This is a genomic window from Microbacterium aquilitoris, from assembly GCF_031932285.1.
Lineage (GTDB): Bacteria > Actinomycetota > Actinomycetes > Actinomycetales > Microbacteriaceae > Microbacterium > Microbacterium aquilitoris.
Genome location: NZ_JAUZVT010000002.1, coordinates 1,073,684 through 1,093,862, shown reverse-complemented (window position 1 = coordinate 1,093,862; position 20,179 = coordinate 1,073,684). Strand labels below are relative to the sequence as shown.

At 65.8% G+C, this 20,179-nt stretch carries 23 protein-coding genes and 2 tRNA genes; 22 read left to right on the top strand and 3 right to left on the bottom strand.

Annotation, left to right across the window (positions count from 1 at the left end; genetic code table 11):
* Positions 1 to 2: 2 nt before the first annotated feature.
* The 7 genes from Q9S78_RS12170 (at position 3) to Q9S78_RS12140 (ending at position 6,582) form a co-directional block, all read left to right on the top strand.
* Positions 3 to 2,981, top strand: coding sequence for a bifunctional [glutamine synthetase] adenylyltransferase/[glutamine synthetase]-adenylyl-L-tyrosine phosphorylase (locus Q9S78_RS12170; protein ID WP_311870440.1), 2,979 nt, complete (start codon positions 3 to 5; stop codon positions 2,979 to 2,981).
* A gap of 27 nt (positions 2,982 to 3,008) precedes the next feature.
* Positions 3,009 to 3,917, top strand: coding sequence for a DUF808 domain-containing protein (locus Q9S78_RS12165; protein ID WP_311870438.1), 909 nt, complete (start codon positions 3,009 to 3,011; stop codon positions 3,915 to 3,917).
* Between the two features lie 49 nt (positions 3,918 to 3,966).
* On the top strand, positions 3,967 to 4,233 hold the full coding sequence (locus Q9S78_RS12160; RefSeq protein WP_018186664.1) for a hypothetical protein: 267 nt from the start codon (positions 3,967 to 3,969) through the stop codon (positions 4,231 to 4,233).
* Between the two features lie 102 nt (positions 4,234 to 4,335).
* The gene (locus tag Q9S78_RS12155) at positions 4,336 to 4,803 is read left to right on the top strand and encodes a hypothetical protein (protein ID WP_311870436.1); all 468 of its coding nucleotides are present in this window, start codon (positions 4,336 to 4,338) and stop codon (positions 4,801 to 4,803) included.
* Between the two features lie 273 nt (positions 4,804 to 5,076).
* Positions 5,077 to 5,976, top strand: coding sequence for a hypothetical protein (locus Q9S78_RS12150; protein WP_311870435.1), 900 nt, complete (start codon positions 5,077 to 5,079; stop codon positions 5,974 to 5,976).
* 368 nt (positions 5,977 to 6,344) lie between these two features.
* Positions 6,345 to 6,415: transfer RNA gene (locus Q9S78_RS12145), tRNA-Trp, on the top strand.
* A 108-nt stretch (positions 6,416 to 6,523) separates the two neighbouring features.
* Positions 6,524 to 6,582 (top strand) — tRNA-Ser (locus tag Q9S78_RS12140).
* A gap of 63 nt (positions 6,583 to 6,645) precedes the next feature.
* Here the strand turns inward: Q9S78_RS12140 and Q9S78_RS12135 are convergent.
* From Q9S78_RS12135 to Q9S78_RS12125, 3 genes are all read right to left on the bottom strand, one after another.
* Positions 6,646 to 7,383 carry a hypothetical protein gene (locus Q9S78_RS12135; protein WP_311870433.1) on the bottom strand — a complete coding sequence of 246 codons (738 nt, stop codon included), beginning with the start codon at positions 7,381 to 7,383 and terminating at the stop codon, positions 6,646 to 6,648.
* A gap of 212 nt (positions 7,384 to 7,595) precedes the next feature.
* Entirely contained in the window at positions 7,596 to 7,862 is a 267-nt protein-coding gene (locus Q9S78_RS12130) for a hypothetical protein (protein WP_311870431.1), read from the bottom strand.
* 16 nt (positions 7,863 to 7,878) lie between these two features.
* Entirely contained in the window at positions 7,879 to 8,079 is a 201-nt protein-coding gene (locus tag Q9S78_RS12125) for a hypothetical protein (RefSeq protein WP_311870429.1), read from the bottom strand.
* Between the two features lie 759 nt (positions 8,080 to 8,838).
* Between Q9S78_RS12125 and Q9S78_RS12120 the strand changes: the two genes are divergently transcribed.
* The 15 genes from Q9S78_RS12120 (at position 8,839) to Q9S78_RS12050 (ending at position 20,173) form a co-directional block, all read left to right on the top strand.
* Positions 8,839 to 9,069, top strand: coding sequence for a hypothetical protein (locus Q9S78_RS12120; RefSeq protein ID WP_311870428.1), 231 nt, complete (start codon positions 8,839 to 8,841; stop codon positions 9,067 to 9,069).
* Positions 9,070 to 9,238: 169 nt separating this feature from the next.
* Positions 9,239 to 10,513: a terminase large subunit domain-containing protein gene (locus tag Q9S78_RS12115; RefSeq protein WP_311870426.1), complete on the top strand. Its 1,275-nt coding sequence runs from the start codon at positions 9,239 to 9,241 to the stop codon at positions 10,511 to 10,513.
* Positions 10,510 to 11,895, top strand: coding sequence for a phage portal protein (locus tag Q9S78_RS12110; RefSeq protein ID WP_311870424.1), 1,386 nt, complete (start codon positions 10,510 to 10,512; stop codon positions 11,893 to 11,895). The genes Q9S78_RS12115 and Q9S78_RS12110 overlap by 4 nt, the downstream gene beginning before the upstream one ends.
* On the top strand, positions 11,895 to 12,605 hold the full coding sequence (locus tag Q9S78_RS12105) for a VG15 protein (RefSeq protein ID WP_311870422.1): 711 nt from the start codon (positions 11,895 to 11,897) through the stop codon (positions 12,603 to 12,605). Before Q9S78_RS12110 ends, Q9S78_RS12105 begins: the two co-directional genes overlap by 1 nt.
* A gap of 71 nt (positions 12,606 to 12,676) precedes the next feature.
* On the top strand, positions 12,677 to 13,249 hold the full coding sequence (locus Q9S78_RS12100) for a hypothetical protein (RefSeq protein WP_311870420.1): 573 nt from the start codon (positions 12,677 to 12,679) through the stop codon (positions 13,247 to 13,249).
* Positions 13,250 to 13,258: 9 nt separating this feature from the next.
* Complete coding sequence (locus Q9S78_RS12095; RefSeq protein ID WP_311870418.1) at positions 13,259 to 14,203, top strand: major capsid protein; 945 nt, start codon at positions 13,259 to 13,261, stop codon at positions 14,201 to 14,203.
* A 17-nt stretch (positions 14,204 to 14,220) separates the two neighbouring features.
* Positions 14,221 to 14,541, top strand: coding sequence for a hypothetical protein (locus Q9S78_RS12090; protein ID WP_311870416.1), 321 nt, complete (start codon positions 14,221 to 14,223; stop codon positions 14,539 to 14,541).
* 18 nt (positions 14,542 to 14,559) lie between these two features.
* On the top strand, positions 14,560 to 14,979 hold the full coding sequence (locus tag Q9S78_RS12085) for a hypothetical protein (RefSeq protein ID WP_311870414.1): 420 nt from the start codon (positions 14,560 to 14,562) through the stop codon (positions 14,977 to 14,979).
* On the top strand, positions 14,976 to 15,302 hold the full coding sequence (locus tag Q9S78_RS12080; RefSeq protein WP_311870412.1) for a hypothetical protein: 327 nt from the start codon (positions 14,976 to 14,978) through the stop codon (positions 15,300 to 15,302). The genes Q9S78_RS12085 and Q9S78_RS12080 overlap by 4 nt, the downstream gene beginning before the upstream one ends.
* 8 nt (positions 15,303 to 15,310) lie before the next feature.
* The gene (locus Q9S78_RS12075) at positions 15,311 to 15,628 is read left to right on the top strand and encodes a hypothetical protein (protein WP_311870410.1); all 318 of its coding nucleotides are present in this window, start codon (positions 15,311 to 15,313) and stop codon (positions 15,626 to 15,628) included.
* Positions 15,621 to 16,040 carry a minor capsid protein gene (locus Q9S78_RS12070; protein WP_311870408.1) on the top strand — a complete coding sequence of 140 codons (420 nt, stop codon included), beginning with the start codon at positions 15,621 to 15,623 and terminating at the stop codon, positions 16,038 to 16,040. Before Q9S78_RS12075 ends, Q9S78_RS12070 begins: the two co-directional genes overlap by 8 nt.
* A complete protein-coding gene (locus tag Q9S78_RS12065; RefSeq protein WP_311870406.1) occupies positions 16,037 to 16,792 on the top strand; it encodes a phage tail tube protein in 756 nt (251 codons plus the stop codon). Before Q9S78_RS12070 ends, Q9S78_RS12065 begins: the two co-directional genes overlap by 4 nt.
* 3 nt (positions 16,793 to 16,795) lie before the next feature.
* Positions 16,796 to 17,188 (top strand): DUF7426 family protein, encoded by a 393-nt coding sequence (locus Q9S78_RS12060; RefSeq protein WP_311870404.1) that lies wholly within the window; start codon positions 16,796 to 16,798, stop codon positions 17,186 to 17,188.
* 86 nt (positions 17,189 to 17,274) lie between these two features.
* Positions 17,275 to 17,490: a hypothetical protein gene (locus Q9S78_RS12055; RefSeq protein ID WP_020097383.1), complete on the top strand. Its 216-nt coding sequence runs from the start codon at positions 17,275 to 17,277 to the stop codon at positions 17,488 to 17,490.
* 10 nt (positions 17,491 to 17,500) lie between these two features.
* Positions 17,501 to 20,173 (top strand): phage tail tape measure protein, encoded by a 2,673-nt coding sequence (locus tag Q9S78_RS12050; protein ID WP_311870401.1) that lies wholly within the window; start codon positions 17,501 to 17,503, stop codon positions 20,171 to 20,173.
* Positions 20,174 to 20,179 lie beyond the last annotated feature (6 nt).

Below are 20,179 nucleotides of genomic sequence, written 5' to 3'. Positions count from 1 at the left end.
CCATGGCCTCGATCGAGCGACGGGCTGCGCTCACCGATCTTGCCCGTGCGGGGTTCTCGGACCTCGCGTCGTCCTCCGACGCGTTGGACGAGCTGAGCGAGCTGAGCGGCATCGCCCGTACCGATCTCGTCGTGGCTGCGCAGCGGGCGGCGGACCCCGACGGTGCGGTGCAGGCCTGCGTGCGGATCGGTCGGCGTAACCCCGGCGCCCTGACGCAGGTGCTGACCGAAGCGGGCGACGTCGCGTGGTCCCTCCTCGGTGCTTCCTCGGGCTACGCCGACTTCTTCCTGCGTCATCCCGAGGAGCTCGTGCACCTGATCGGTGCGGGACGGATGCTGCCCTCGGGGCGCACCATGCGGGAGAGCCTGCTCGAGTCCGTCGGGGCGGACGCCGACGGGTTCGCCGCGGCATCCGATGAATCCGCGTGGATCGCTTTGCGCGTCCGGTATCGCCGGCTCGTAGCCCTCGTCGCCGCCTACGACCTCGCTTCCGACGATGCCGCCGATGTGCTGCCGGAGGTCGCGGCGGCGCTGGCGGATGCCGCGGGCGCGGCCCTCGACGCCTCGCTGTGCGCCGCTCGCGCTCGCGCGGCGACGATGTTCCCGCGTGACGAGGTCGCAGTGACGCGCCTCGCGGTCATCGGTATGGGGAAGACCGGCGCGCGCGAACTGAACTACGTCAGCGACGTCGACGTCATCTTCGTCGCCGGTATGGCCGAAGGAGCGGAACTCGCAGAGGGCCGCGCGGTCGACATCGCGACCCGTCTCGCGGCGCTGACGATGCGCGGCATCTCGGATGTCGAGATTGAACCGCCCCTGTGGGAGGTCGACCCCAACCTCCGGCCCGAAGGCAAGCAGGGAGCCCTCGTCCGCACCCTCGACTCGCACCTGTCGTACTACGCGCGGTGGGCGAAGAGTTGGGAGTTCCAGGCGCTTCTGAAGGCGCGTGCCCTCGCCGGGGATCTGGAACTGGGGGAGCGGTACTGCGCCGCGGTGCAACCGCTCGTCTGGACGAGCAGCGCCCGGGAGAACTTCGTCGACAGCGTCCAGCGGATGCGCGAGCGCGTGACGGATCACATCCCCTCAGACGAGGTCGCTCGGCAGCTGAAGCTCGGGCCCGGCGGCATCCGCGACATCGAGTTCACCGTCCAGCTGCTGCAGCTGGTCCACGGCCTGTCGGACGAGGGCATCCGTCAGCAGAGCACCCTGGGTGCCCTGGTCGCCCTCGTCGGGGAGGGATACATCGGGAGAACGGATGCCGCGGCCTTCGGCCAGCACTACCGCACCCTCCGCGTCATGGAGCACCGCCTGCAGCTGCGGCGACTGCAGCGTACCCACCTCATGCCGACCACCGACGACGAGCTGCGCGTCCTGGCCCGAGCGACCGGGCTGGCGACGGATGCCGCTGGGATCGGAGCCGTGTGGGAGCGCATCAAGCTCCAGGTGCGAGAGATCCACATCCGGCTGTTCTACCGCCCGCTCCTGTCGGCGGTGGCGGCGCTGCCCGCGGACGAACAAGGCGCCCTGTCGTCAGCTCAAGCGCATGACCGGCTCGCGGCGATCGGATTCCGAGACCCGGCGGGGACGCTTCGCCACATCGGAGCGCTCACGAGCGGACTGAGCCGGAAGGCCACCATCCAGCGCCACCTCATGCCTGTCATGATCCGCTGGTTCGCCGACGGGGTCGATCCGGACTACGGCATGGTCTCGTTCCGGCGGATCAGTGAACGCCTGGGCGACACCCCCTGGTTCCTGCGGATGCTCCGCGACTCCTCTGGTGCGGCGGAGCGTCTGACCCACGTGCTGTCGGGCTCACGGTATGCCGCCGATCTCATGGAGTGGATCCCTGAGGCGGCTGCCTGGCTCGACTCCTCGGAGCAGCTGCGACCGAGGTCCGGGTTCGCCCTGCAGCAGGAGGCGCGCGCGATCCAGGCGCGCCACGAATCGATAGGCGACGCGATGCGCTCGGTGCGCGCGCTGCGTCGCCGCGAGCTTCTTCGCCTCGCCCTCGGGGGACTGCTGGGCGAGCTGACGATCGCCGAGCTCTCGCAGGGTTTGACGTCGATCAGCGAGGTGACGATCCAGGCGACCCTCCGCGCGGTGTGGCGCGAGGTTGTCCCGCCCGAGGACGACGCGCTGGACTTCGCGGTGATCGCGATGGGGCGCTTCGGGGGAGCCGAGCTCGGCTTCGGCTCTGATGCCGACGTCATCTACGTCTACGACGCCAACGGCGTGCCGGCGCAGCGGGCGCAGGAGCTCGCGCTCAAGATCGTCCAGGGGCTGCGCACCCATTCGGAGGATCAGCGCGCGCCGTTCGATCTCGACGCGGGTCTTCGCCCGGAGGGGCGGAACGGCCCGATGGTGCGATCGCTCGACTCCTACGCGGAGTACTACCGCCGGTGGTCGCTGTCCTGGGAAGCGCAGGCGCTGTTGCGTGCCCGAGGCGTCGCCGGAAGCGTCACGCTGATCGGCCGCTTCATGGCGCTGGCGGACGACCTCCGGTATCCGCTCCATCCCGATCCGCAGGGTCTGCGCGAGATCAAACGGATCAAGGCGCGGGTCGAGAACGAGCGACTGCCGCAGGGGGTCGATCGGTCGCGGCACCTGAAGCTCGGGCCGGGCGGACTCAGCGACGTGGAATGGCTCGTGCAGCTCCTCCAGCTGCAGCATGCCGCCGACGTCGAAGGTCTCCGGACCACGTCGACCACCGCCGCGCTCGAAGCCGCCCGCGGCGCCGGTTTGGTTCCGGATGACGCGGCCGAACGTCTTGCCGAGGCATGGTGGCTCGCCAGCCGGCTCCGCTCGGCCAACACGCTCCTGTCCGGCCAGACCAGCGATGTGCTGCCGAGCGATCGTGGCAAACTCGACGGCATCGGCAGACTCCTGGAGTATGAGCCGCGCTCCGCCACGCAGGTGGAGGAGGATTGGCTGCGTACCGCGCGTCGGGCACGTCGCGCCTTCGAGAATCTCTTCTACGGCTGAGTGCCGATCACACCGAAAGGCACCCCCATGTCCGTTGGACTGCTGGCCGTCGTCGACGACATCCTGAGCGCCGCCCTGAAGGCCTCTTCCAAAACAGCCGGTGTCGTCATCGACGATGCTGCCGTGACGCCCCAGTACGTCCAGGGGGTCACGCCGGCTCGGGAGCTCCCGATCGTGGCGAAGATCGCGTTCGGCTCGCTCGTCAACAAGTTCCTCATCATCATCCCGATCGCGCTCGTCCTGACGGCGTTCGCCCCCCAGGTGCTCCCCTTCCTGCTCATCCTGGGAGGCGCGTTCCTCTGCTTCGAAGGCGCTGAGAAGGTGCTCGAGTGGTTCGGGTTCCACATGCACGCCGAAGAGGAGGCGGAGCGCGACGAGAAGAAGCTGGTCCTCGGCGCCGTCCGCACCGACCTCATCCTGTCGAGCGAGATCATGCTCATTGCGCTTGACAGCCTCGAGGAGGACCTCGGGGTATGGCAGACCCTCGCCATCCTGGCGGTCATCGCCCTCATGATGACCCTCCTCGTCTACGGCGCCGTCGCACTGCTGGTGAAGATCGACGACATCGGATTGAAGATGGCGAAGAGCTCGATCAAGCGCGTCCGCCACAACGGCGCCCGGATCGTACGCTCCATGCCTGCGGTGTTCCGTGCCATCAGCATCCTCGGCACCGTCGCCATGCTGTGGGTCGGTGGACACCTCGTGCTCGAGAACGTGGGCAAGGTCGGTTGGCACTGGACGACGGACCTGCTGCACGGTGTGGAGCATCTGCTCGAGGCCGCCGGGCCCGTCATCGTGTGGATCGGCGAGACACTCGTGTCCGCAGTCGCCGGTCTGCTCCTCGGGCTCGTCATCGTCGGAGCCATCCTGCTGATCGGACGCCTGCGCGGCAAGGACCGGGGACACACGAAGACCGAGACGCCGGCAGCCCACTGAGGCTGTCAAGGGGGCGTGGTCCCGGTGTGGGGGAGCGTAGCGTCCGAGGATGACGAACCACCACGATTCCCCCTCCGGGGAACCCACACCCGCGACGGATTCACCCCAGTCCCAGGTCGATGGGGTCGACCGGGACACCGCCTACAGCCCCGGCAGCGAGACCGAGACACAGCAGAAGCAGGGCGAACATGTCTCCGACGACGTCGACGGCGACATCGACGCGTCGCAGGTCCAGGTCGCACCGGGCACGGGTGGCCCCGACGACGTCGGCGACATCGAGGTGGATCCGAAAGACATCAACCTGCCGGGCTTCTGACGTCGTTATCCGATCGTTCGGTGACGGAGCATCATTCACCTATACGTTCGAGGAATGACACCTCAGAGAGCGGTTAGGACGCGGATCGGAAGACGTGCCGCAGTGGCATCGATTGCACTCCTCTGGGCGCTGGGAGCCAGTGGATGCGCCGCGGGAGGGTCGAGCACCGCGACACCCGCACCGAACGAGTCGGCCGTGCCGTCGTCGTCAGCCGCTGCGTCGCCGGCTGCACCCGCTCCGTCGCCCTCGCCGTCCGCATCCGCCGGCGATGAGCCGGTGGTCCTCGATTCGACCGAGTGGGGCGCGCTGGTCGCGGAATGCGTCAGCGCGAGCATGCCGGATCAGCCGCTCACCGTGGTCGAGGACAGCGCGCTCGTCGTGCGGCGCCCCGTGACGCCGGAATGGTTCGTCTACGTGCCCGCCGAGACCGAGGAGACGGAGGGCGGTTACCTCTGCACATTGTCGGGAGCGAAGGATGCCCCGGTGGTCGAGTCATGGGGAACCTCCCTGCGGCCCTCCGGTGATGAGCTGCAGCGATGGCTGACGACCAACGACAACGAGGGTCTCTGACGTACGTCGTCACCTCTCGGGTGACGCAGAAGAGCCCGCCGGCGTCATGCCGGCGGGCTCTTCTCGGTCATGGGATCAGACCCCGAAGTACAGCTCGTACTCTTCCCGGGGTGGCGGGAGGTCGCGTTGGTAGCTGACTGCCCTGTGAATCCGGGGGAGTAGGTGGTGGGCCTTGTTGGCTGCTGGTGGGGGTCTGCGGACTTTTTGCGGACTCGATGCGGACTTCGCGCACCACGCCTCCAGCGCCGGCGCCCTTCGCGCGAGAATGCACTCGTGACGATGCTGGAGGAGAGCGACGAGGGTTCGCAGTGGTTGTACTGGGACCCGAAGCCGAGAAGGTGGCACCGAGTAGAACTACTCACGGTCCCGAGTCCGAACGCAAAACGTGTGCGCGTGCAGCACATCGACCGTGACATGGGCGGGAGCGCGGAGTGGGTTCCGGCGGCACGGTGTAAGGCGCGCTGGTCGGACCGTGACGAGTACCTGTCTCGAGCTGAACGATGGCGGCTTATCGAAAAGTTAGCTCCGCCGACCCACGTCTCCGACATCGCGCAGGCCGTAATCGATATGTATGTCGACGATTCGGTAGCTGAGATTCGCGGTGCGGGGGTCATGGTCGTGCGTGACTTGAACCGACTAGAAGACTCGTGCGGGATCTCGCCCGAGATAATGGTCTCCGGTGGCACAGCATTCGAGGAGAAAGGTGCCTGGATGATCCCCTGGGCATCTGCCGAGCAAGTCGTAGTGGGCATGTGTAGCCGCGACCCCGCGCCAGCATTGCGGCTCCTCGACGATGAGGTTCGTCGGCATCACTCCTTCGATCGTCTGGTCGACGAGGATGGGCCGCGGTGGTGGCAACGAATTGACGAGCTCAGCGAGGAAGACAAGCGCTTCGCTCATCGGACGCGAATCGGGCACGAAGGTCGCCTTGCGGCAACGCAGCAGCTCCGCGACTGGCTAGATCCCGCCGAGGCGCCCGGACTAGCCCAGGCATATATAGAGCTGCGCGGGATGTACTCCGACGTGATCGCGGCGGCCAACGAAGCACGGCCTCGCCTCCTGATGGACCGCACCTTTATCTCCAAGCGCATCGCCGACCGGTTGAAGGAGCTGACATCTCGGCCGACGCCCGTTGTCGACATCAGAGGGCTGCGATCCGGAGATGAGTGGTGATACTTCTGCATGAACTGGCTGTCGCCAGGACAACTTGCGTCGTTCCGTGCGGCTCGTTTGATAGGGCGACGCCGTGTTTGACGGGGAAGCGTAAGGGAAGAAGAGCCTTCCTACTGTAAGTCTCGGCGCACCAAATAAATTTCGTAGAAACCTCTGCATCCTATGCCGTCGCAGTGGTACGCTTTGCGTAGCGAAGAACTATGACAGGCCCCGAGACCACTGGTCGGGGGCCTTCGTCATAGCCGCTAGGTGAACCTGGTGTGCAACCGTTCGCTACCCCGCCGCCGCCACGATCAACACCAACCCCATGCGGCAGGTCGTCTGCGCAGAGCGGCGGGGCCACACTCGTACCCCACAACGGGGTCCATTCGTCCATGGCGTAGTGGTAGCGCGACGGTCTCCAAAACCGTAGGTCGACGTTCGACTCGTCGTGGACGGGCAATGCGAGGCCAAGGGGATGACCCCGCGGATGCTGCAGCCCTCGCAGAAGTCCTGAGGTGAGCCGGGTCGAGAGGCCCCCGACATCGGGTTGGGGGTCACACGGGTAGCTGCGGTAGCTCAGCCGGTAGAGCCATTGGTGCGCGGGTTCGAACCCCGCCGGCAGCACAGCAGGGGACTCGCTCAGGGAGTGCCCCAAGCCTTTCTCTTCGACGCCTAGCCGCGGCCGAGCTATATGGCGGGAGGTTCCGAACCGAGGGAGTCCAGCTCATCAACGAAACGCAAAAATCTCTGACCTTTGTCTGATGTACGAGGCGCCATGATGCCGTTCAGAGCCATCGAACCCGTCAGCGGAATCTGACCGAGTCCGGCTCGTTGAATGTCGTTGGCAGCCTGTTCGACATCTGAGCGCCACACCGCCTGCGGCGCGCCCAGCGCTGTCGTCAAGGGGCCGAGGATCCCGCCCAGCATGACATTGGTGTGCTGGTCATAAAGCGCTCGCGCTTCCAACCAACCTCTCGGGTCGGTGAAGTAGTGAAGCAGCCAAACGTGAAGCTCGCTGAACTCCTCCGCAAGCCGCGTGAATTGCTCACGTTCAGTCTCAGCGAATGGGGCCCAGGATCCGCCGTTTGCAGCTGACGCAGCCAGTCGCCTGCGTTTCTTAGCGCTCGCGGTTTCAGATGCTGCGCGCTGGGCGCGGGTCACTGCAGCCACAAACTCATCCGAATCGACTACCGCCTCGACGGTCAGCGTCTCGTCGAGGCGCGAAACAACTTGATCAAGGGCTCGGGCGAGTTCCACATGGAACTCGTGTTGCCGCTGAGCCTGCCGAGTGCTCAACGCGTAAGCCAATGTTTCTGCAGCGAGGCCTCCAAGGCCTGGGATCAATGAGAGAGCTGCTTTCCCTGCGTACGCGAGGGTGTCCTCGGACGGCTCATGAGGCGGAACGCGGTCTTCTAATTCGCCCATGGGGTCATCATGCCCGACTCAATCGCTCGGGGGTACAAGATGCGATGGCGTATCAGCTCATACTGTGATCGCGAATGGAACAACCAAGCCAGCGCCGACACCTGCTGCACCGAGGGTGCCTGGGACGACGCGAATGACTCTGACCCGCGGGGGTGGCTCTGATGAGTGTTCAGACGGTCGATTACCAGCGAATCGCTCGAACGATAGAGCCGCTACTCAATGCCCAGATCGCGCGCCTCGCTGTCATCGAGGAGTTCCTCAAGGAAAAGGGTTCCGATTTCGGCGACCGTCTCGGTCAGCAAGACGGACTGTTGGATCAACAGCCCGATCGTGACGGATTCGGGCGTGAGCGGAGCAGGCGCCAGCGAAGGATTCACCTTCTGGTAAAGGTCCCGATACTGGGTTTGCAGCTCCTGCGACGTGCAGGCCAGCTTCTTCAGCGCGTCCATGACGCGCCTCGCCTTCTCGGCTTCAAACATGGCGCCCCCTGACAGTTCAGAGGTTGATGCCGGCGATCTGAGCGCCCTCCCACGACTTCTGGCGCGCCTGCGCGGCGTCTGCTTTTTCCTTCGCGGCCTCGGTGGTGTCGAGGTGCTCTGCGATGTAACGGATCGCAGCCCACAAAGCGACCGAGTCCTCAACTTCCTCCTTTGAGTGCTCGTGAAGCTTGGTTACCTGGTCGAGGTGCTTACCCATAATCTCTCCTCCGATCAACGACACAGCGGCGGCCACCGCTGATGTCGATGCCCTGATCGTAGGAGCCGCGACTGGCGCGAACTTCTCCGACGCGCCGGGTGTCCCGCCTCGAAACGCGAACACCGCGCGTTACCTCCTACGGGACAGCCAACCTTCAGATGCAGACGGCCAGGGGGCACCATGACCAACTCAGACCCCGGCCCTCGCAATCACCCCGCCCCGGTCAAGTCGTGATCATGGCGACCAACCCCAGGTACGCCAACGGACACAGACGCCGCGAACTCCGCAAACGCCTCCTCACCACCGGAGCCCACTGCGCCTGGCCCGCCTGCCCCTGGCCCACCGACTGGCTCAACACCCAAACCGCCAACGAACGCCACCAACACGACGACCAATTCCCCGAAGTCGACGAAATCATCCCCATCAAGTTCGGCGGTGATCCACTCGCAGCAGACAACCTTCGTCTACTGCACCGATTACGCAGATGCAACCAACAACGAGGCGCAGGACGACCAGCGCCCACAGGGAAGCCCCGCATCAACGCGTCACCCGGATGGGGACCAACAACCTGATCAAGGTCGAGCACCCGCTCCCAACCGACCAGGGGGTACCACCCTCCCACCCCTAAGGGGCGGCGACCCCAGGGGATAGCGCCGTTCTATCTACCGCATTTTTTCTTGCCGAGCGGAGGTGGCATCGATGGGTTCGAAGCCTGCTCTGCGTGCTGTGTCCGCTGATGAGAAGCCCGCTCCTCGGATCTTGACCCTCGATGAGGCGATCGCTTCGGGTAGCTACCTCGAGATCCTGCGAGCTCAGCGGCGTGAGGTTGTCGCTGCGCTGCCTGGCGAGAAGGGCCCCGCGTTGGCTGCGCTGCACCGGCAGTTGTCGTTGCTGTCGAAAGAGATCGCGGCGCTCGAGCTGAAGGACGCGGAGGACACCGGTGGCGGCGCAGATGTTGACGACGAGGAGTTCGACGCCGCGGCTATCTGAGGCCGCACGTCACCTGGTCATCCCATCTGGTCTGAAGACGACGTCGTGGCCGTCTGTGAAGGCTGAGTGCCGCCGGCTGGGGATCGAGTTCGATCCGTGGCAGGACGGTGCGGGTCAGGTCATCTTTGGCCGACGTGCGGACGGTTTCTACGCCTGCTCGATCGGCGGGGTGGTCATTTCGATCCCTCGTCAGGTGGGCAAGACGTTCTTCATCGGCTCGTTGGCGTTCGCGCTGTGCATGCTGCAGCCGGGGATGCTGGTCATCTGGACGGCGCATCAGCTCGCGACGGCGGGTGAGACTCACCGTGCGATGGCGGCGATGGCGAAGAAGGGGAAGATCGCCCCGTTCATCAAGCAGGTCCGGATGGGCTCTGGCGACGAGTCGGTCGAGTTCACGAACGGCTCTCGCATCCTGTTCGGAGCGCGCGAGCGTGGTTTCGGTCTGGGGTTCACGAAGGTGGGCATGCTGATCCTCGATGAGGGGCAGCGTCTCACGGAGAAGACCCTCGACGACTTGGTGCCGACGATGAACCAGGCTGCGGACCCGCTGATGTTCATTGTGGGGACGCCGCCGCGGCCGACCGATCGCGGCGAGGAGTTCAAGCGTCGCCGGCGTGAGGCGCTTTCGGGTGACTCGGACGACATGGTGTACATCGAGTGCTCCGCTGACGCCGACACGCGCGTTCGCGACTGGTCGATGGGCAAGGTGGATTGGGCAGCGATCGAGCGTGCGAACCCGTCCTATCCGACCCGGACTCCGAAGAGCGCTGTACTTCGAATGCGGAAGCAGCTGACGCCTGAGTCTTTCCAGCGTGAGGGCCTCGGCGTCTGGGATGAAGATCAGGCCGGTTCGCGTCTCATCCCGGAAGCTGTCTGGAACGACCGTGCGGTCGACGTTGCCCCTGACGGTGTCATCTCGTACGGTGTCGCGTTCTCCCAGGACGGTTCGCGGGTTTCGCTGTCTGGTGCGCGGAAGCACTCGGATGGTGTCCACGCTGAGCTCATCGACGCTCTCACCGGCCCGACCGACCAGGGCATCGATGCTCTTGCGGACTGGCTGGCGGGCTGCTGGCGGGACACGGCGCAGATTGCCATCTCCGGTGGCGATGCGAAGACGCTCGAGGCGAAGCTGCGGGACCGTGGTGTTTCCGAGAAGGTCATCTGGACTCTCACGACGACGCAGTACCTCACGGCGTGCTCCATGACGTGGGAAGCGGTCAAGGACGGCTCGTTCACGAAGAAGCGGGACGGGCAGGAAGTTCTCGACGCGTCTGTCGGTGTGTGTGACAAGAAGCTCCGCAACGCCGCAGGCGCGTGGGGGTGGGTCGCTACGACCCCGGATGGCGACGAAACGCCCATCGAATCGATCAGCCTCGCGGTGTACGCCGCGCGGACAAGTAAACGGCGCCCGGGGCGCAAGCAGAGGGCGGTGGTTCATCGATGAAGCTGCCGATCCAGGGAATGCGTCCCGACACGGCCGAGCACGTGACACGCCTGCTCGGGCAGTTGGCTTCCGTGCGGCTGATCAACAAGACGCGGAAGAACTACTACGAGGCCGCTCAGAAGACGAGGCACTTCGGGATTGCGGTTCCGCCCCACATGGTCGAGTTTGAGACGACTCTGTCGTGGGCGGAGAAGGCGTGCACGCACCTGAACGCGCGCATCAACCTCGACGGGTTCGCGCTCCCGGGTGGTGAGCTGCCCGATGATGTGCGCCGAATGATCCGGCAGAACCGGTTGCTCAGCGAAGCGCCGATGACGCACCTCGAGGCCGAGAAGTACGGTCCCGGTTTCGCGATCGCGCTCGGTGGAGGCCCTGGGGAACCGGAGATCGTCCTTCGTGGGCTGTCCGCCCGGACGACGACGGGGGAGTGGAACCCGAACGCCCGCCGGCTGACGAAGATCCTGACCGTCACCGCGACGAAGTGGGGTCGGGCGACAGAGTTCATCTACGCCGACGACGAAGCGGTGTACACAGTCGCTGAAGGCGTCCGTGGGCTCGAGGTTGTTCACGTCGATGGTGTGGCCATGTGCCCAGCGTCGCTCCTGGCCTTCCAGCCCGACCTGGACAACCCGTTCGGTCGGTCGCGAATTTCCCACCCGGTGATGCGCGCGATCGACCGTGCACAGCGGACCCTGCTCCGGTCGGAAATCACCGCAGAGTTCTTCTCCGCCCCGCAGCGGTATCTGCTCGGAGCTGAAGAGGACATCTTCGTTGACGAGGACGGCAAGCAGATCTCGTCCTGGGATGCGCTCATCGGCCGGATCAACGCGATCAGCCGCGATGAGGAGGGCGACATCCCGCAGGTGTCGTACGCGCCTCAGGTGTCGATGCAACCGCACACGGACATGATTCGGTCGGATGCTGCGGTGTACTCGTCGATCGTCGACCTGCCCGTCTCGGTCCTCGGTGTTGTGCAGGACAACCCGGACTCCGCGGAGGCGATGGAGGTCCGGTGGGATGCGCTGAACAAGATCGCTGAGCAGGCGCACACCACTTTTGGATCCGGCTGGGTTGACCTGCTGCAGAAGGGTGTGATGCTCCGCGACGGGCTCGATGAGCTCCCCGAGGAATTGGACGAGCTCGAAGCCGTGTGGCGCCCCGCATCACAGCCGACCAGGCAGGCCGCAGCGGACGCGATGGTCAAGGAGATCAGCGCGATGCCGTGGGTAGCGGAGACGGAAGAAGCGCTCCGCGGTTTCGGTCACACGCAGAAGCAGATCGACCGGATGCTTGCCGAGAAGCGGCGCGCGCAGGGCGGGGTGACGATGGCCTCACTGATCCAGGCGGCGACCAGCGGGAAGAGTGACGCCGAGGTCGCCTAATGACCACGGCATCACAAGCGCAGACGCTCCGAGAGATCCAAGCCGGGGTCGCTTCGTTGATCCGCGGGGAGCTTGACGGGTTCTTCGGTTCCCTGAACCTCGAGAAGCCCGACAAGGTCCGGGACGCCCTTCTGCAGTTCGTCCCGCTCCTGGTGCGCCGATACGGGCAGGGCGCAGCATCCGTGGCCGCGGACTGGTATGACGAGGTCCGTGCAGGCGCGAACGTGCGCTCACGGTTTCGCGCCCAGGTAGCTGACCCCGTAGCTGCGGACCGCGTAGAACGCGCGGTCCGATTCGCGGCGGGGCACCTGTTCACCGCGACACCCGCGCTCGCCCTGCCAGCGATCCTCGCCCCCGCCGCCCGATACACAGCTGAACCCGCACGGCTCACCATCACGCAGTCCGTCGAGGCGGATCCCGACGCCTACGGATGGTCCCGCAGGGTGCGCGCCGGCGCATGCCGGTTCTGTCGAGCTCTCGAACAACGGGGGCGCACCTACCGGCGCAGCACCGCTGACTTCGCCGCGCACAACGACTGCGGATGCGTCGCCGTACCGAACTGGAACAGCAAGGCCCCCGAAGTGCCTGCGGCCGCGTACCTGGCGTCAGCTCGAACGGGCGGCATGTCCGCTCGGGCGAAAGCGGCGCACAACGCGAAGGTCCGCGACTGGCTCGACAGCGAGTCCCCGTCCGACGAGCACGACCACTGACTACCGCCGCACGGCGGTCACCCTGCTGAGCGCCGCACGGCGCGAGGCCATTCCGCATGGAAGGAAACACCATGAGCAAGGACACCGAGCGGTCGTTCGGAATCCTCCCCGCACCGAGCTGGCACCGCCCGTTCCTGCGATACATCACCGATCCCGGTGATGGCGTCCAGGACCCGGGAGATCAGCCAGAGCCGGGGGCTGATGACCCCGAGGAGCCGCAGGGCACCGAGGAGACCACGGACTGGAAGGCGCAGGCACGCAAGTGGGAGCGCCAGGCCAAGGAGAACAAGACCGCCGCGGATGAGCTCGCTGCTCTGAAGCAGTCGCAGATGACCGAGGACGAGAAGCGTGCCGAACGCCTCGCGTCCCTCGAGTCGGAGAACGCGGCGCTGAAGGCGGAGAAGCAGATCGCCGCATGGAAGTCCGAGATCGCCAGCGACGCCGGAATCCCGGCCGCCGCGTTGCGGGGATCCACCCGCGACGAGCTCGAGGCGCACGCCAAAGAGCTGCAGACGCTCATCCCCAAGAAGCCGGCCCCCACCTCGCCCGCGTTCGCTCGGGTGAATCAAGGAGACGGCGTGCAGGAATCCACATCCCCCGGCCTGGGCACGCTCCGTGCGGCCTACGCCGACTCAGACAAGTAAGGAGCCATCGTGGCTGTCACTCTCGCCCAGGCTGCTCTCCTCTCGGAGAACCAGCTTCAGCGCGGTGTCGTCGAGACGTTCGTTCAGGAGTCCTCGGTCCTCGACCGTATCCCCCTGATGGACATCGAGGGCAACGCATACGCCTACAACAAGGAAGCGACCCTCCCGGGCGTCGCATTCCGATCGGTCAACGAGGCCTACACCGAATCGACCGGCACCGTGGTCCAGGCCACCGAGTCGCTCGTCATCCTCGGTGGAGACGCCGACGTCGACCGGTTCATCGTCCAGACCCGCGGCAATCTGAACGACCAGCGCGCCGTCCAGACCCGCCTGAAGGTGAAGTCCGCGGCCTACAAGTACCAGGACGCGTTCTTCAACGGTGACGTCGCCGTCGACCCCAAGGGCTTCGACGGGCTCAAGAAGCGCCTCACCGGTGGACAGGTCCTCGACGCCGCGACCAATGGCCTCGGCCCGGTCGCAGCAGGACACGACTTCCTCGACGCGCTCGACGCTCTCGTGGCATCCGTGCCCGGCCTGAACGGCACCAACGGCGCGATCTACGCGAACCGTCTCGTGCGGGCCAAGATCCTCTCGAGCCTGCGCCGCCTCGGCGGTGCTGACTTCGTCAACGAGGAGCTCACCCGCAAGCGCGTCCTCACCTACAACGGCATCCCCGTCCTCGACCCCGGCCAGAACCTCGCCGGCGCTGAGGTGCTGCCGCTGACGGAGACGCAGGGTTCCTCGAGCGCCGCATCCTCGGTCTACGCCGTTCGTTTCGGCGAGGACGAGACCGACGGTGGCGTCACCGGACTCACCAACGGTGGAGTCCAGGTCGACGACCTGGGCCAGCTGCAGGAGAAGCCCGCCTATCGCACCCGCATCGAGTTCTACTGCGGTCTCGCGACGTTCGGCGGCAAGGCCGCTGCGCGTCTCCGCGGTGTGCTCGCCAGCTGACCAAGAAGGAGAAGCACATGGCTGCTCGCAAGAAGGAAGACGCACCCGAGACGACGACGCTCGACTCGGATGTCACCAAGCCGTCTGTCACCGCACCCGGCGACGGACCGGCGGACACCACCGAGCCCACCGAGGTCGCCGTGTCCGTCCCGCCCCAGCCCGGTGACGAGGCAATCGAGGTCGGAACGGTCAACGCCGTGAAGCCCGTCGGGAAGCCCGCAGTCGCGGAGATGGACGAGTCCGAGCACCGCATCGAGAAGTACGACGCAGTGAAGCCGGACGGCAGCGTCGTGACCGTCACGCACAACATCGACACCGGCGCGACGTCGGTCAAGTGATCTGAGAGGAGGCCCGGCATGGCTGATACCGACCCGATCGAAGGCGCCTACGCGACCATCGCGGATCTCAAGGCCATCTGGCCGGGCCTCCCCTCGGGGCGTGAGACGGAGGCGCGGGAACTGCTCATCGACGCAGCTGTCCGCATCGACGCTTACGCCCCACCCAGCGACCCAGTAACGGACCCACAGAAACGGACGCGCAAGACGATCTCGCGCGAGATGGTCAAGTGGGTGATGAGCAGCGACCAGGGTGCCGTCGCTGGCGGTGCTGACGTGACCCAGAAATCCCGATCCATGGGGCCGTTCTCCGAGTCGTGGACGTTCGATCGCCCCGGACGCACTCTCCTGCTGACGGAGGAGCACAAGCGGATGCTTCGAGGTCGCCGCCAACGGCCGTTCAGCATCGACCTCACGCCCCGGTACGAGGAGTTGCCGTGAGCATTCCTCTACCCGAATATTTCACGCCGCACGTGGCACTCGTCCGCGACTACACGGCTGGCGGGGGTATGGGCGGCGGATACGGTGACGCGCGCGAGGTCCGCGGGTTCAGCGAGGACGACCAGAAAGCCGTCGCTGGCAACGACGGCGCAGAGGTCACATCGTCAGCGCAACACCACATCAACTTCGACGAGGTCGTGCCCCTTGGGTCCCTCGTCACCATCTGGCCGGGCCTCACCGGGGAGCGCGAAGCGCGGGTCGTTGCGATCAAGCGCGGACAGCACCCTGACCTGCCCGCGTTCCAGACCCTGTACCTCGAGTAGGAGGCGCTATGTTCCTGCCGATCCTTTCCGACATCGAGAAGGCCGTGCAGGCGGGCCTTGACGAGCACGCGAAAGCGGTCCTCGAGCGGTCGAACGAGCTCGCACCGAAAGACACCGGAGACATGATCGGCTCCGGGTTCGTCAGCACCTCAGACCTCATCGCCCAGGTCGGGTACCGCGACTTCGTCGCCCGATACCAACACGAACGCCTCGACTACGCCCACGACGACGGTCAAGCGAAATTCCTCGAGACCGCCGCCGACGAACTCACCGACCAACTAGCCCCGACCATCGGACGGCACATCCGGGGGGCGCTCGGTGGATGACGAAACCCTCACCATTCGCCTCTGTGAACTGCTCGGGACCGTACCGGGCTGGAAGTGGCGCCCCAAAGGCCCCGCCTACACCGCGTCGGAGGTCGGCATCTTCTACGGAGCCATATCCAGTGCACCCGACCGCGCGATCGGAGTGCGGGTGTACGCGGCCACCGACGACCCGCAGACGGGTGAATCGCAGCGGCGCGTCCAGTTCTGGTTCCGCGGCTCACGCAACGCCCCAAACGGGGCAGACAAGCTCGCATCGCCCACCTTCGCGATGCTGCAAAGCCTTCCCCGGACGGGAGGGATAAGCGGGATCTCCCGCGTGTCCATGGTGCCCCAGGGTGCCGATGGTAACGGCCGCACCGAGCGGTCAGACAACTACCTCATCACCCTCGACAATTTGGAGGCGCTCACATGAGCAATGCAGTTCCCCTCCCCGCAGGCACGGTCCTCGGGAAGTCCTACGAGCACGGCATCGACATCAACCTGGGCACGTACGCGTCCCCGTCCTGGCAGCCGGTCCGCCGCATGTCCGGCTGGGCACCCACGTTCCCCAAGGTCACCACGGACGTCACCACCTACGACGACCGCGGCGCGACCAACGAGGAAGTCACCGGTCGCGGATTCGCCGCCGACTTCACCGTCCAGGGCAACCGGTCCACCACCACCGGCCTGTACCTCCCCGAGCTCGAGGCGATCGTCGCAGCGGCGCGCGCGAAGGGCGAAGGGGCTGTCCTCGACATCCGCTTCTACCACAAGCCCGAGACCGGCACCCCGTCGCCCAACGACGCGGGCCGCGCACAGGTGACCGTCGAGAGCTCCCGCCAGAACACTGGCAACGCGGAGACCGAGACGTTCGCCATCTCCCTCGCCGGCAAGGGCGAGTACGAGCCGATCGAGAACCCCTTCCAGGGGTGGGGTGCGACCGTACCGGTCGTCTCCTACGTCAGCCCTCCGAACGCCGGCGACGGTGACCTCATCACGATCAGCGGGTCCGGTTTCCTCGGTGCCACGTCGGTCACGATCGACGGTGACGAGGTCGAGTTCACCGCGGTGAACGGTGCGTCCGTCATCGCGGTCGTGCCCGTGGGAGAGGCGGGAGCTGTCCCGGTGGTCGTCACGACCTCCGCCGGCGCATCGACCGCGTTCACGTTCACGCGCGGCGCGTAACCCGTGGCTGCTGTCGACTTTGGAGCGTGGGCAGCACCGAACCTCGAAATCAAGCTGGGCGACCGTACCTACGAGGTGCGGCCGCCCAGCGTCGAGGACGCGAAGCTGATCCTCGCTCTCGCGGTCCGCGGTGAGGTGAAGCTGGGGATGGTCAAAGCCAAGGTACCCACGGAAGTGGAAGCGCTGATCAAGACGATCCCGAAGGATGCTCACCCCGCGCTGGGTGACGCGTTCGAGCGGATGCGTCGTGATGGCCACCCCGCCGCCACCATCGACAGGGTCGCCTACTACGCGATCTTCTTCTGGGCGCGGGGGAAGGCGTACGCGGACTCGTTGGCGGCCATCCTTTGGACCCCTCGCGCAACTGAGGCGGCTGATGCCAGCCCAAAAGGCTAGTCACGGCCGAGGACTGGGCGCCATACGGAGTCGGTGAGCCGGACGCGGACGGATGGTTCCCGGATTACCGGACCCCGCCTGCCGAGATGCTCCCCGAACCGGTCGCGCAGAAACAACAGACCCCGGACGTGTCCATCCTCGACCTCGTCACCCACTGGCGGCTCGTCGTCGCCGACCTCGCGGAACGAGGCGTCGACCTATACGCCGAAGACGTACTCGCCCGGCCCTGGCCAGGGATCCGCACGCTCATCTTCAGCCTCCTCGACAGCCGCACCCGGCTCAGCGTGGCACTGAACCAGTAGAGGAGTACCCATGCGCGTCGCGGAACTCGAAGTCCTCTTCACCGCCGACGACAAGCCCCTCGAGGCAGCGGGCAAGAGGGCTGACGCAACCGTCAAGCGCCTCAACTCACAGAAGATCCAGCTGGACGCCGACGACTCCGCGGCAATCGCAGGTATGGAGCGGGTCGAGACGCGCGCTAAGCAGCTCGTGTCCAAAGACACCGCTCTCCGCGTCAACGCGAACATCGACGAGGCGCAGAAGTCGGTCGACACGATCGAGAAGGAGCTCGACTACCTCCGGTCACTGTCCACCAGCGTCCAGGTTGATGCTGACGTTCAGCGAGCCGAGAACAAGCTCCGCGGCGCACGCCGCGCACTTAACGCGCTGGAAGGTGCACGCGCCGAAATGGTCGTGGACGTCGATGACAACCCGGCCAAGCAGAAGCTTTCGTCGGTTGAAGACTTCGCGGGTGAAGCAGGAGACGACGCGGGCGCCGAGCTCGGCAACAACCTGATCTCCGCCCTAGTGGCCATCCCAATCGCTGGCGCGGTCATCGGCGTCGGAGCGGCCGTCGGCAAGGCCCTCATCGATGGTGCGCGCAAGGCGATCGGGCAGGAAGCTGGCAGGGACCGTCTCGCGGCACTCACCGGGCTCGACGAAGCCGACGCGGGACGCCTCGCGCGCGCCGCCGGCGAAGCGTACGCGAACGTGTTCGGCGAATCCGTCGAATCGAACATGGACACCGCGCGACTTGCGCTGCAGTTCGGGATCCTCGACGCGGACGCATCCAACCGTGACGCTCAGAAGGTCATCGAAGGCCTCGCGGGCATCGCCGACGTGCTCGGCGAAGATGTGAAGCCTGTCGCCACGGCTGTGAGCACTCTCCTCAGCACTGGGGTTGCCAAATCCGCCGAGGAAGCTTTCGACCTCATCGCAGCGGGTGAGCGGAACGGTGCGAACCGGGCTGACGACCTGCTCGACACGCTCACCGAGTACCCCGCGTTGTTCTCCCGTCTCGGGCTCGAGGGTGATGAGGCGCTCGGCCTGATCAACCAGGCCCTCGAGGGCGGCGCGCGCAACAGTGACCTCGCGGCGGACGCCCTGAAAGAGTTCCAGATTCGCGCGACGGACGGGTCCAAGACCTCGGCCGCGGCCTTCGGGGAACTGGGTCTCAACGCTGACGAGATGACAGCGAAGATCGCGAAGGGCGGCGAATCCGCCCGTGACGGTCTAGCTCTTGTGCTCGACAAGCTCCGCGAGACCGAAGACCCCGTACTCCGGAATGCGGCCGCCGTGGGGCTGTTCGGCACACAGGCCGAAGACCTCGGTGACGCGCTGTTCAAAATGGACCTGTCCAACGCTGTCGAACAACTCGACGGCGTGACCGGGTCCGCTCAGCGGATGTTCGACACTCTCTCCGACAACGACGCGACCAAGCTCGAGCAAGCGCAACGCAACATCGAAGTCGCCATGAATGGTATCCAGGGAGCCCTAGCGGCAGCATTCTCGGAGCCGCTGGGTGATGTCGCAGAGTTCGTGTCGCAGAATCGTGGCCCGGTCTTGGAGTTCCTGCTTCAGATGGCGAACGGTGCCCTCGACTTCGGTGAGTCCATGGTGATCGCCGTAGCCGACGGGACGGAAGCGTTCGGTGGCTTCGTCGCCGGGCCCCTCGCGGACACGGTCGAGGGAATCGCCGGAATCATCGACGTGATGAACGGCTTCGGTGAGCGGCCGAAGGAACTCGACGACCTCGCCGAAAGCATGCGCGGCTTCGACTCCACGACTGCTGACGCCGCAGACCAGATCCGCGACAACCTGTTGCCCGGTATCGACGACGCCCGAGGGCGCTTGAACAATTTCGGTGACAGCGCTGTGGCGATGGGCTACCTGAACGACGCTTCTCTGCGTCTCGCTGATGCGATCGCGGACGTCGGGGACGAATCCGGAGACCTCGAGACTCAGACGAAAAAGGCCGTTGCGGCCCTGAACGACGAGATCACCGCGGCGGAGGATGCCGGCGATAGTCAGGAAGCGTTGTCCGACCGGTTCCGTGTAGGAACGGACGCGATCCGCGACCAGATGGTCCAGTCCGGGCTGACGAAGAACGAAGCTCAGAAGCTCATCGACACGATCCTCGCCACCCCATCTTCGAAGGGGACCACGTTCTCATCGAACGCATCCGACGAGGAGCAGAAAGTCGCGGATCTCGCTTCGCGAGTCGAGAGACTCCCGAACGGTGACGTGATCATCCGTGCCTCTACTGGTGACGCGCAACGCTCGATCGACAACCTGATCATCCGCAATAGCGGGCGGCAGATCGTCATCGGCTCCCGCGTCGCGACTACCCAGGCCATGGGTGGTGTCGTCGATTTCTACGCCAGCGGCGGGTTCCACAACCTGACGCCGATGCAGCCAGTCGCGCAGATGGTCCCAGCGAGCACATGGCGCGTGGTCGGTGACCGCAGCGACGTACCCGAGGCATTCATCCCGCTCGACGGGTCAGCCCGCTCCATGGGCATCCTCGCCGAGACGATGCGACGCATGGGTGTCCCCGCGGCTGGTAGCGCGTCCGTCGGAGGCGGTACTGGCCCGTCGGTGCAGGTCATCGATCACGGCACCTACTACGCGTACGACCCCCACAAGGTCGCCGCGGAGAAGGAAGAGAAGCTGCGCCGCGCGCTGGACGCTGCGGGGCTGTCGTAAGCGTCC